Source organism: Streptomyces sp. NPDC059989 (assembly GCF_042736975.1).
In the GTDB taxonomy this organism is placed as follows: domain Bacteria; phylum Actinomycetota; class Actinomycetes; order Streptomycetales; family Streptomycetaceae; genus Streptomyces.
In genome coordinates, this window is the sequence record NZ_JBHWUO010000026.1 from 48,053 (window position 1) to 59,457 (window position 11,405).

At 73.7% G+C, this 11,405-nt stretch carries 9 protein-coding genes; 4 read left to right on the top strand and 5 right to left on the bottom strand.

Going from position 1 to position 11,405, the window contains the following annotated elements:
* Entirely contained in the window at positions 1–894 is an 894-nt protein-coding gene (locus ACFWBN_RS23355) for an FAD binding domain-containing protein (RefSeq protein WP_385178836.1), read from the bottom strand.
* Between the two features lie 253 nt (positions 895–1,147).
* On the opposite strand from ACFWBN_RS23355, the gene ACFWBN_RS23360 reads away from it, so the two are divergent.
* Positions 1,148–2,827: a PucR family transcriptional regulator gene (locus ACFWBN_RS23360; RefSeq protein WP_385178837.1), complete on the top strand. Its 1,680-nt coding sequence runs from the start codon at positions 1,148–1,150 to the stop codon at positions 2,825–2,827.
* 181 nt (positions 2,828–3,008) lie between these two features.
* Positions 3,009–3,767 carry a hypothetical protein gene (locus tag ACFWBN_RS23365; protein ID WP_385178891.1) on the top strand — a complete coding sequence of 253 codons (759 nt, stop codon included), beginning with the start codon at positions 3,009–3,011 and terminating at the stop codon, positions 3,765–3,767.
* Between the two features lie 307 nt (positions 3,768–4,074).
* Here the strand turns inward: ACFWBN_RS23365 and ACFWBN_RS23370 are convergent, their stop codons facing one another.
* Positions 4,075–4,737, bottom strand: a complete 663-nt coding sequence (locus ACFWBN_RS23370) for a GntR family transcriptional regulator (protein WP_385178838.1) — start codon at positions 4,735–4,737, stop codon at positions 4,075–4,077.
* A gap of 105 nt (positions 4,738–4,842) precedes the next feature.
* Between ACFWBN_RS23370 and ACFWBN_RS23375 the strand changes: the two genes are divergently transcribed.
* Complete coding sequence (locus ACFWBN_RS23375; protein WP_385178839.1) at positions 4,843–5,718, top strand: (2Fe-2S)-binding protein; 876 nt, start codon at positions 4,843–4,845, stop codon at positions 5,716–5,718.
* Positions 5,719–5,916: 198 nt separating this feature from the next.
* Positions 5,917–7,002: a DUF2637 domain-containing protein gene (locus tag ACFWBN_RS23380; protein WP_385178840.1), complete on the top strand. Its 1,086-nt coding sequence runs from the start codon at positions 5,917–5,919 to the stop codon at positions 7,000–7,002.
* Between the two features lie 35 nt (positions 7,003–7,037).
* Here the strand turns inward: ACFWBN_RS23380 and ACFWBN_RS23385 are convergent, their stop codons facing one another.
* The 3 genes from ACFWBN_RS23385 to ACFWBN_RS23395 all read right to left on the bottom strand — a co-directional run bounded on the left by ACFWBN_RS23385 (position 7,038) and on the right by ACFWBN_RS23395 (position 11,331).
* Positions 7,038–7,454: an ATP-binding protein gene (locus ACFWBN_RS23385; protein WP_385178841.1), complete on the bottom strand. Its 417-nt coding sequence runs from the start codon at positions 7,452–7,454 to the stop codon at positions 7,038–7,040.
* Between the two features lie 130 nt (positions 7,455–7,584).
* Positions 7,585–9,327 (bottom strand): pyruvate dehydrogenase, encoded by a 1,743-nt coding sequence (locus ACFWBN_RS23390; protein WP_385178842.1) that lies wholly within the window; start codon positions 9,325–9,327, stop codon positions 7,585–7,587.
* A gap of 78 nt (positions 9,328–9,405) precedes the next feature.
* The gene (locus ACFWBN_RS23395; RefSeq protein ID WP_385178843.1) at positions 9,406–11,331 is read right to left on the bottom strand and encodes a hypothetical protein; all 1,926 of its coding nucleotides are present in this window, start codon (positions 11,329–11,331) and stop codon (positions 9,406–9,408) included.
* Positions 11,332–11,405: the final 74 nt, after the last annotated feature.

Sequence of the window (11,405 nt, forward strand, 5' to 3'; positions counted from 1 at the left end):
TTACGCAGCCCCTTCAAGCGAGCGGCCGGTGGTGCCGCGGTACTGCTCCCAGGTCCAGACGAGCTGGCGGCGAGCCATGATGCCTACCGCGTGACGGCGGTACTTCGCCGTGCCGCGGACGTCGTCGATCGGGTTGGCCGCGCCGGAGGCGAGGTCACCGAACTGCTTGGCGATCGACGGAGTGATGACCTTGCCGGACTCCCAGAAGCCACCCTCTTCGAGCGCGGCGTTCAAGAACTCCTCGGCGGCCTTCGCCCGGATCGGCGTCGGCGCGGCCGAACCGATGCCCGTACGCACGGTGCGGGTCTCCGGGTGCAGGGCCAGGCCGAACGCGCAGACCGCGATGACCATCGCGTTGCGGGAACCGACCTTGGAGTACTGCTGGGGGCCATCCGCCTTCTTGATGTGGATGGTCTTGATGAGCTCGTCGGCGGCGAGCGCGTTGCGCTTGACGCCGGTGTAGAACTCGTCGATCGGGATCAGGCGAGAGCCGCGTACGGACTCGACCTCGACCTCGGCGCCCGCCGCGAGCAGCGCGGGGTGGGAGTCGCCGGCCGGCGAGGCGCAACCGAGGTTGCCGCCGACACCGCCGCGGTTACGGATCTGGGGGGACGCGACCGTGTGCGAGGCGAGCGCGAGACCCGGGAGCTCCGTGCGGAGGTTTTCCATGATCTGCGTGTACGGGACGGAGGCGCCCAGACGGACAACGTCCTCGCCGACCTCCCACTCCCGCAGCAGACCGATGCGGTTCAGGTCCAGGAGGTACTCCGGACGGCGGTGGTCGAAGTTGATCTCGACCATCACATCGGTGCCACCCGCAATCGGCACAGCTGTGGGGAACTCGGCCTTAGCGGCGAGCGCCTCCTCCCAGCTGGCGGGGCGAAGGAAGTCCATGTGCGGCTCTCTTCTTACTAATCGGGTCGTTCACTTCAAGCCAGGAGGCCTAAGGCCCTCGACTGGTCGTTCACGTGCTGTTAACGCGGTGTGGACTCAGTACACCGGCCGCCTGTCCCCCGGGTGCAGTCACCGAAACCATGAAGGAGTTGGCTGACGACCTCCCTCGTCTTGTAGATTCGTATGAAAGGCAGGATGCGACGACCTGCCCGATTTCCAACGGCAACATTCGAGACAGATCGGCGGCGACATCATGCGGCTGCGCGCACTGCTGGAAACCGAGGCGCTGGGGCTGCGGCTGCTGGGCGGCGAGGAAGAACTCGACCGGACGGTCCGCGGGGTCATGACGACCGACCTGAGGGATCCCAGCCGATACCTCTCCGGGGGCGAACTCGTCCTCACCGGCCTGGCCTGGCGAAGAAATTCAGCCGACTCAGAGCCGTTCGTACGAATCCTCGCGAGCGCGGGCGTGGCGGGGCTGGCCGCCGGCGAGGCGGAGCTCGGGGACATCCCCGATGATCTGGTCTCGGCCTGTTTGCGCAATCGTCTGCCGCTGTTCGCTGTGAACGAAGACGTTGCATTCGCCACGATCACCGAGTACGTGGTGCGGCAGGTCTCGGGGGAGCGCGCCGGGGATCTCGCGGCGGTCGTGGACCGACACCGTCGCCTCATGACCTCGGGACCGGCCGGTGGCGGCCCCGACGTGGTGCTGGATCTGCTCACCACCGACCTCGATCTCCGGGCCTGGGTGCTGTCCCCCACGGGCCGGCAGATCGCCGGGGCGGGCGAGCCGCTGGCGCCGGGCGTCTGCGCAGCACTGGCGAGCGAGCACCTCGCGGCGGTCCGGACGGGCCGCAGGGGACCGCACCGGATCTCCATCCAGGGTATTACCTACTCGCTCTTCCCGATCAGGGGACACGGTCGCGGCGCGGCCGGTCCGGGCGCCCGGGACGTGCGCGAGAGCGTGCTGTCGGACTGGCTGCTGGCCGTCGAGGCGGACGCGGGCGACTGGCCCGCCGAGCGCCTTGACCTGCTGCAGGGCGTCACCCAGCTGATCGCCGTCGAGCGGGACCGGCGCGACGCCGCCCGCACGGTGCGCCGGCGCCTCGCACAGGAGGTCCTGGAACTGGTCCAGACGGGTGCACCGCCCGCCGAGATCGCCGCCCGCCTGCGGGTGGCGGCCCCGGTGCTGCTGCCCGGGCTCGGGTCGGCACCGCACTGGCAGGTCGTCGTGGCCCGGGTGGACTGGGACGGCGGGGACATCCCCGGCGGCCCGGTGGCCCAGTCGCTGCTGGAGGAGATCCTCGTCGACCCGTCCGTGTCGGGGCCGGAGCCCTCGGACCGGATCGCCGTCGCCCACGCCGGGGACGAGGCCATCGCCCTCGTACCGCTCCCCTCGCTGTCCGGGGAGGGCGGGGAGGACAAGGGCCCCGACTCGGCCCTGCACGCCGATGTGCTGCTCGCGTCCGTACGGGACCCCCTCCAGGCGGGTCTGGCCGACGACGGCCGGCTCACGCTGGGCGTCAGCGCGGCCGTGCACTCCGCCGAGGGGCTGCGCGGGGCGCTGGAGGAGGCCCGGCACGCCCGCCGGGTCGCCGCGGCCCGCCCGGGCCGGGTGTGCGCCGCCGGCCACCACGAGCTGGCCTCGCACGTGCTGCTGCTGCCGTTCGTCCCGGACGACGTCCGCCGCGCCTTCACGGCCCGGCTGCTGGACCCGCTGCGGGACTACGACCGGCGCCACCGCGCGGAGCTCATCCCGACGCTGGAGGCCTTCCTGGACTGCGACGGATCGTGGACCCGGTGCGCGACCCGGCTGCACCTGCACGTCAACACGCTGCGCTACCGGGTCGGGCGAATCGAGCAGTTGACGGCGCGCGACCTTTCCCGGCTGGAGGACAAGCTCGACTTCTTCCTGGCACTGCGCATGAGCTGAGAAGATCCGCCCCGGTGGGACGGGGTCGGCCCGAGGGGGCGCCTGACGAAGGGTCCGGACTTTGTGAAAGAGTTCACCCGACCCCTTGGCCGAACCCGCCGATCCGTGCTCTCATTTCGCCCCAGGGCTCAACGATGTGCTGCTTGGTTGCTTTGGGGAGGGCAATGTGGCGGATACCGCCATGTCGAGTGCCGGAACTACCGGGGGAGACGACCCCCTCCAGCGGGCGATATGGCGGCTGCGCTCGCGCGGCTGTTGGACCGACGCCGCGGCGCTGCTGGCGCCGCATCTGGATCATGCGGGGGCCGCCGTGCAGCGGACCGCGCTGCTGGTCGAGCGGTGCCTGTTCACGGGGCAGGGCTGGGCGGAGGCCGAGGACGCGCTGCGGGTCGCCGAGGCGGTCGCGCAGGACGACGACGACCGGGGCGCCGCCGCGTGCGAGCGGGGACAGCTGGCGTACGCGGCGACCGTGCTCGGGGTCCGGGACCGGGCCGACGAGGCCCGCTCCGCCCTGGGCCGGGCGGCGGCCCTGCTCTCGCCGGGATCCCGCACCCGCCCGCTGCTGGACTTCCGCCGGGGCCTGGTCGCCGAGCACCTGACGGACGCCCCGCAGTCGGCCGCTCCGGCGTACCGGCGGGCCCATGCGGGGGCGCTGGCGCACGGGGACACGCTGCTGCTGTCCTTCACGTGGCGGCACCTGGCTGCGCTGGCCCTGCGGGACGGGGAAGTGGCGGAGGCCCGCAAGGGCTTCGCGGAGTCCCTCCGCATCCGGGAGGACCTGGGCTTCCTGATCGGCACGGCCCCGGCCCTTGCCGCGCTCGCGGAGGCCGAACCCGAACCCGAGGCCGCACGTCTACGCGCGGAGGCCCGCCGCCTGTTCCACCTCCTGGGTGGCATCCCCACCTGGCTGGCGGACCAGCTGGCCCCCGCCCCGGCGTAGCCGGATGGCGGTGCGGCGCCGCCGCTGGGGCTCCGCCCCAGACCCCGCTCCTCAAACGCCGGAGGGGCTGAGATTGCCCTCCGGGCAGCCCCGCCCTCCAAGGCCTGGGCGGAGCCCCGGGCTTGTGCCCGCACGGACGCACTCAGGCGGGGGCAAATCCAGCCCCTCCGGCGTTTGAGGAGCGGGGTACGGGGCGGAGCCCCGGGCTTGTGGCCGCGCCCGCGCACTCAGGGGGCACATCCAGCCCCGCCGGCGTTTGAGGCGCGGGGTGCGGGGTGCGGGGCGGAGCCCCAGCCCCCGCGCGGCCTCAGACAGGGGTGCCTGCGAAGTGTTCGCGGACCAGGGACTCCACCACCGGGAGGTCGCCGGCGATCAGGGCCTCCAGCAGCGCGGAGTGCTCCGCCGCGTCGGCGACGAGGTCGGCACGCCGGATCCGGGGGGCGCCCGGGAGGGGCCACTGGGCCCGGCGGTGGAGTTCCGCGGCCACCGCCACCAGCTGCGCGTTGCCCGCCAGGGCGAGCACCTCGCCGTGGAAGGCCCGGTCCGCCTCCGCATAGCCCGGCAGGTCGCCCCGCGCCGCCGCCGCGGCCGTGGCGGCCGCCGCCGGCCGCAGGGCCTCCCACGTGGCCGCCGGCACCGCCCGGGCCAGCCTCAGCATGACGGGGACCTCCAGCAGGGCCCGTACCTCCGCCAGCTCGGCCAGCTCGCGCGGGGTGCGCGACACGACCCGGAAGCCCCGGTTCGGAAGGCATTCCACGGCCCCCTCAAGGGCCAGCTGCTGCATCGCCTCGCGCACGGGCGTCGCGGAGACGCCGAAGCGCTCCCCCAGGGCCGGCCCCGAGTAGATCTCGCCCGGCACCAGATCCCCGTCGACCAGCGCCGCGCGCAGCGCGTCGAGGACCTGCCCGCGCACCGAATGGCGCAGCACCTTCCGGGGTTCCGGAATCCCCGTTCGGGCCGTGTCGTGCACTCGGTCCTCCTACGGGGGTCTCGGCCTGCCCTGAGGATACGGCCTGACCACAATCAGGTAAGGTAAGGCTAACCTGTTAACGATCGTGTGATTCGGTGGTCCCGCATGACCGTCACGACCTTCACGGCCCCCTCCCCCACCCTGCCCCCCGCCCCGGCCGGCTCCCCGGTGGCGGACGCGTACGCCCGCCTGGCCGAGGTGTTCAGCGGGCTTCGGGTCGTCGAGCGGGCCGCGCACGAACCGGCCCCTCGCGGTGTGGGGTGGGTCGGTGCGGACGAGCTCGCGGCGGGCGGCGCGGCCCTGGACGCCTTCCTCGCCTGGGACAACGCCCAGGTGCTCAAGGACTACGGGCGCCAGGCCCGCCCCGACGTGGTGGCGAGCTTCGGGCTGCACCGGTACGCCTGGCCGGCCTGCCTGCTGATCACCCTCCCCTGGTTCCTGCACCGGCGGGTCCCCCGGCTCCCGGCCGCCGACGTGGCCTTCCACCGGACGCTGGGCCGGATGGCCGTGCACGTCGCCGAATTCGCCTGCCTGCCGGACGACCCGGCGGCCGCTCTCCCCGGGGCCCGGGTCGTGCCCGACGAGGAGGCGCTGCGCGAGGAGGTGCGGGCCGCGGTGGCCCAGCACCTCGGGCCCGTGCTGGAGGGCTTCGGCCCGCGGATGCGGCGCGGCCGCCGCGCCCTGTGGGGCATGGTGACCGACGAGGTGGTCGAGGGCCTCTGGTACGTCGGCCACCTGCTCGGCGAGGAGCAGCGGGCCATGGCCGAGCTGGAGGCGCTGCTGCCCGGCTCGACCGCCCCGTACACCGGCGGCGCGGGGTTCCGTACGCTCGCCGGCCCGGACGGCACGGAGCTGCCCACCCGGGACCGGGCGAGCTGCTGCCTCTTCTACACGATCCGGCCGGACGACACCTGCGTCACCTGCCCCCGCACCTGCGACGCGGACCGCATCGCCCGGCTCACGGCGGCCGCCACCGGATGAACCCACCCCCAGGGGTGACCGTAATCGAACTCAACACCGTTCGCACGGGCTCCAGTTCGAGCCACAACACCCTATCCGGCGGGCCCCGCCCCCCGATGGCGTCCACTTGCCCCGAAACCCGCGTGTACGGCCGACCGGCTGCGCCACTATGGCGCCCGGAAAGCCGCACAGCCGCAGACGCGAGGCAAGGACATCCGCATGAGACTGACCGACATATCGCTGGACTGGCTGCTGCCCGGCAGCCTGCTGATCCTGGGCGTACTTGCGGCAGTTGCGGTACTGGCCCGGGGCAAGCGCGAGAGCGAGAAGGCCGCGGCCGACGACAGCTGGGAGCGCAGTGAGGAGCGCCGCCGGCGCAAGGAGGCCGTCTACGGGACCGCCTCCTACGTCCTGCTCTTCTGCTGCGCGGCGGTGGCCGCCGCGCTCTCCTTCCACGGACTGGTCGGCTTCGGCCGGCAGAACCTCAACCTCTCCGGAGGCTGGGAGTACCTGGTCCCCTTCGGCCTCGACGGCGCCGCCATGTTCTGCTCGGTGCTCGCCGTCCGCGAGGCCAGCCACGGCGACGCGGCCCTCGGCTCGCGCATGCTGGTCTGGCTGTTCGCGGGCGCGGCCGCCTGGTTCAACTGGGTGCACGCGCCGCGCGGGATGGGCCACGACGGGGCTCCGCAGTTCTTCGCCGGCATGTCGCTCTCGGCGGCCGTCCTCTTCGACCGGGCCCTCAAGCAGACCCGCCGGGCGGCGCTGCGCGAACAGGGCCTGATCCCGCGGCCGTTGCCGCAGATCCGGATGGTCCGCTGGATGCGGGCGCCCCGGGAGACCTTCGGCGCGTGGTCCCTCATGCTGCTGGAGGGCGTGCGCACCCTCGACGAGGCCGTGGACGAGGTGCGCGAGGACAAGAAGGAGAAGGAGAACGACCGGCACCGCAGGCGGGAGCAGCACCGCCTGGACCGCGCGCATATCAAGGCGCTGGGCCGCCAGCACCGCGCGTTCGGACGGGCCCGCGCCCGCCAGGTCGACCTCCCCGAACTGACCCAGGGAGCGGGCTCCGCGCCGGTCGGCGCGGAGCCGGCCATACCGGAATCGGACCAGCTGCCCCTGCTCCCCCAGCTACCGCTGGGAGGGGCCCCCATCCGGCCCTCCCTGCAGGCCGTGACCCGTACCCCGTCCGTTGAGGTGACCGGCCCCCGGACGGTGGACCTCACCGCCGAGGACGACACCCAGACCATCCCCCGACTCGACTCACTGGAGCGCAAACTGAAGGACCTGGAGCAGCAGTTCGGCTGACGGGTCCGCCCGCGCACCCCGGAGGGCCCGCCTGCTCAGGCGGGCTCTCCGTCCAGTTCGAACCAGACCACTTTGCCGCGGCCCGGCGCGTCCGCGTCCACGCCCCAGGCGTCGGCGAGCGTTTGCACCAGCACCAGTCCCCTGCCGTGCGTACCGTCGTCGGCGGTCGGTACGTACGGCCGGGGCAGGCGGGTGGCGAAGTCGCGGACCTCGACCCGTAACCGGCCGGCGGCCAGGCTTGCGGACACCTCCGCACCCTGTTCGGTGTGGACGAGGGCGTTGGTGACGAGTTCGGTGATCAGCAGCTCCGCCACCCCGGCGGTGTCCACTGTGCACCGGTGGCGCATCAACTCCCGCAGGGCCCGGCGGATTTCGCCCACCGCCTTCAGATCGGCCCGGCGCACACTCCGCGTGATCTCCAGCCTGTCCTCGGCCGACGGCTCACGCGGCACCGGCCTCCCTCTCTTCCACGGCTTCCCCGTCTTCGCCCCCACCCGCACGGCGATGTACCTCCCACGTCCGTCGGTCTCGAACAGAACTACGGGATGCATGCCCTCCGGGCCGTTCCGCACTCCTGCGGGCTTATGGCCGCGGTACGTTGCGGAGGTTGGATCGAGCCATCTGGATCATCCGGCCCACTCCGCCGTCGAGCACGATCTTGCTGGCGGAAAGTGCGAAACCGGTCACCATCTCGGCACTGATCCTGGGCGGAATCGACAGGGCGTTGGGGTCGGTCACCACATCCACCAGAGCGGGCCCTTTGTGCCGGAACGCGTCCTTCAAAGCCCCTGTGAGCTGCTTGGGCTTCTCCACGCGGACCCCGTACGCGCCCGCCGCGCGGGCGATCGCGGCGAAGTCGGGGTTCTTGTTCGTCGTCCCGTAGGACGGCAGGCCGGAAACCAGCATCTCCAACTCGACCATTCCGAGGGATGAGTTGTTGAAGAGGACCACTTTGACGGGCAGGTCGTACTGCACCAGGGTGAGGAAATCTCCCATCAGCATCGAGAAACCGCCGTCGCCCGACATCGACACCACTTGACGGTTCCGGTCGGTGAACTGTGCGCCGATGGCCTGCGGGAGGGCGTTGGCCATGGAGCCGTGACTGAAGGAGCCGATGATGCGCCGCTTGCCGTTCGGCGAAAGATAGCGCGCCGCCCACACATTGCACATACCGGTGTCGACGGTGAACACCGCGTCCTCGTCGGCCAGTTCGTCGAGGACCGCCGCCACGTACTCGGGGTGGATCGGGGTGTGCTTCTCCACCTTGCGCGTGTAGGCCTTGACCACGCCTTCCAGCGCGTCCGCGTGCTTCTTCAGCATGCGGTCCAGGAAGCGGCGGTCCGTCTTGGCCTTCACCCGGGTGTTCAGGGCGCGCAGGGTCTCCCGTACGTCGCCCCAGACGGCGAGGTCCAACTGCGAGCGGCGGCCGAGGTGTTCGGGCCGGATGTCCACCTGGACGATCTTCACGTCGTCGGGGAGGAAGGCGTTGTACGGGAAGTCGGTGCCGAGCAGGACCAGCAGATCGCACTCGTGGGTGGCCTCGTAGGCCGCGCCGTAGCCGAGCAGTCCGCTCATGCCGACGTCGTACGGGTTGTCGTACTGGATCCACTCCTTGCCGCGCAGGGCGTGCCCGATGGGCGCCTTGACCCGGCCCGCGAACTCCATCACCTCGGCGTGCGCGCCGGCGGTGCCGCTGCCGCAGAAGAGCGTGACCTTGTCCGCCTCGTCGACGAGCCGGACCAGCTTCTCGATCTCCCCGTCGCCGGGGCGCACGGTCGGCCGGGCGGTGACGAGCGCGTGCTCGACGGCCTTCTCGGGGGCGGGCAGGGAGGCGATGTCCCCGGGCAGGGCGACCACGCTGACGCCACTGCGGCCGATGGCGTGCTGCACGGCGGTCTGGAGCAGCCGGGGCATCTGGCGGGGGTTGGAGATCAGCTCGCTGTAGTGGCTGCACTCGCGGAACAACTGATCGGGGTGGGTCTCCTGGAAGTAGCCGAGGCCGATCTCGCTGGAGGGGATGTGCGAGGCGAGCGCGAGGACCGGGGCCATCGAGCGCTGGGCGTCGTAGAGGCCGTTGATCAGGTGCAGGTTCCCGGGGCCGCAGGAGCCCGCGCAGGCGGCGAGGCGACCGGTGATCTGGGCCTCGGCGCCGGCCGCGAAGGCCGCCGTCTCCTCGTGGCGGACCTGGATCCATTCGATGCCGCCCGTTCGGCGGATCGCGTCGACGATCGGGTTCAGGCTGTCGCCTACGACTCCGTACATCCGCCGCACGCCCGCGCGCACGAGGATGTCCACGAACTGCTCCGCCACGTTCTGCTTGGCCATGGAAGGGGCGCCCTTTCCGGTTCGGCTGTGCCGCTGCCTTTGCCGTGTGCGCCTTCCATCCATGCACGTTCCGTACGGTTACGCCTCCCAGACCGCGGCGGCCGTCCGGTCGTCGGCGTACCCCTTGAGGCGGAGCTGGGTGTCCGCGAGGAAGGCCGCCAGGCCGGGCGGCTCGGCTTCCGACCAGCGGGCGGCGAGCTCGGCCGGGAGCAGGCCCTCCTCGCGCATCGGGTCGGCGAGGCCGCCGGAGCACAGCAGCAGGGTGTCGCCGGGGCGGGCCAGGGAGGCGCGGAACCGGAAGCCGGTTCCCTCCGGGGGGTCGGCGGGGTGGGGCGGGCCCGGCCGGCCCGCATACCCCGGCTGCCCCGGATGGCCTGCGTGCCCCGGGAGCCCCGGGTGCCCCGACTGCCCCGGTTGGCCTGGCTGCCCCGGTTGGCCTGGCTGCCCTGGGTCTCCCGGTCGGCCCGGCCGGCCTGCGGGCTCCAGGTCCTCCCAGTGCCCGCCGCGCAGCCGGAACAGGCCGCCCGCGCCCGCGCCGAAGCTGACCCGGGTCCGGCAGCTCGGGTCCACCGGCAGCAGCAGCCCGCGCAGTCCGGCGGTGTACGCCTCCTCGGCGAGGCCGAGCTCGGCGGCGCGGGCCCGCAGCCGCCCGTAGCCGCGGTCGGTGAGGCGCTGGAGGCCGGAGCGCAGGGCGTCGCGGCGCCCGGCGAGGATGTCGTCGGCCAGCCGCTCCTGGCTGCGCCCGACGGCCGCCGCGACGGTGTGGCAGAGCTCGGCGGCCGCCGCGGCGGCCCCGGGGGCGGCCCGGTCGCCGCCGGCGAGGGCCACCAGGACCAGGGCACCGTCGCCGCTGCCGAAGCGGGCGGTGAGCAGGAAGTCCCGGCGGGCCTCGCCGCGGAAGCGGGCGGAGTCCCCGCGCAGGGAGGCGGCGCGCAGGGTGTAGGTGCCGTAGCGGGCGCCCTCCAGGACGGTGTCGGGGGTGAGCGCGTCGAGGGCGGCCGGGTCGGCTGCGGGCAGCGCGCCGGGCTCGGGGGCGTAGGTGGGTGCCCGGTCGCCGAGGTGGCTCACCTCGGGCCGCCGCTCCGGCGCCGCCGGCTCCGGTACGGGGGCGGGGGCCGGCTGCGGCAGCTCCTCGGTCAGGTCCTCGTTGCGCGGCGCCTCCCACCGCCAGTCCGGCAGCCCGGCCGGCTCCGCCGGCGGCACGTCCACGTCCCCGAGCGCGTACCCGGTGACGCCCCCGGCGGCCCGCGGATCCCGCGGGAGCGGTGGTGGCGGTGGTGGCTGTAGTGGCAGCGGCACGGCGGAGATCCCCGGATCCGGAGCCGTCCGCGGCCCCGGCACCAGCCCCTGCGCCGGCCCGGGCGGAACGTCTCCCCACGGCGGAGCCGACGGCGGCGCCGGCACCGACTGCCCCGGCCCGCCCTGCCGGAACGGTCCCGGCGGCGGATCGGCGGGCGGGGCGGGCACCGGCGGGGCGGGCGGGGGCCCGGGCGGAGCAGGCGCCGGATGCCCGGCATCCGCCGCCGGCGGCCGGCCAGGGCCCGCATCCGGGGCGGGGGGCGGAACCGGCCCGGGCTCCGGCCGGCCCGCGCCCTCTGCGGGCGACTGCCCGGGCAGGCCGGAATCCCGCATCGGCGCCGGATCGGCGGGCCGGGCGGGAACCGGCGGGGCAGGGGGCGGCTGGGGTGGCTGGGGTGGCTCCGGACGGGCCGGGTCCGGCAGCGGAGGGCCGGCGGGCGGGCCGAAGTCCCGCGGCGGCAGGGGTTCCGCGCGGGGGGTCGGGAGGGCGGCCTGCGGCGGCTCCGGGGGCCGGGCCGGCCCGCGCGCAGGGGCGGCCGGTGGCACGGCGGGTTCCGGCGGCCCGGCGGCCGGGTCCGTGGTCAGGACCGACGCCGAGCGGAACCGGTTGTCCAGGGTGTCCCCCGGGTCGGGTTCCGGTCCCGCGTCCGGGTCCTCGTAGAGCTTCTGCCACCAGTCGTCCGCGCCCGCGCCCTGCTGACTCATGCCCTCATTCTGGGCCTGCCGCGCGGCCGGAAAACGTCGAATGCACGAAAAGGGTCCACCGGGCCGCCGCCCGG

Bases quoted from the DNA above. Each gene is read 5' to 3' on its own strand.
- ACFWBN_RS23355 (WP_385178836.1), bottom strand. From the start codon at position 894: ATGGACTTCCTTCGCCCCGCCAGCTGGGAGGAGGCGCTCGCCGCTAAG.
- ACFWBN_RS23360 (WP_385178837.1), top strand. From the start codon at position 1,148: ATGCGGCTGCGCGCACTGCTGGAAACCGAGGCGCTGGGGCTGCGGCTG.
- ACFWBN_RS23365 (WP_385178891.1), top strand. From the start codon at position 3,009: ATGTCGAGTGCCGGAACTACCGGGGGAGACGACCCCCTCCAGCGGGCG.
- ACFWBN_RS23375 (WP_385178839.1), top strand. From the start codon at position 4,843: ATGACCGTCACGACCTTCACGGCCCCCTCCCCCACCCTGCCCCCCGCC.
- ACFWBN_RS23380 (WP_385178840.1), top strand. From the start codon at position 5,917: ATGAGACTGACCGACATATCGCTGGACTGGCTGCTGCCCGGCAGCCTG.
- ACFWBN_RS23390 (WP_385178842.1), bottom strand. From the start codon at position 9,327: ATGGCCAAGCAGAACGTGGCGGAGCAGTTCGTGGACATCCTCGTGCGC.
- ACFWBN_RS23395 (WP_385178843.1), bottom strand. From the start codon at position 11,331: ATGAGTCAGCAGGGCGCGGGCGCGGACGACTGGTGGCAGAAGCTCTAC.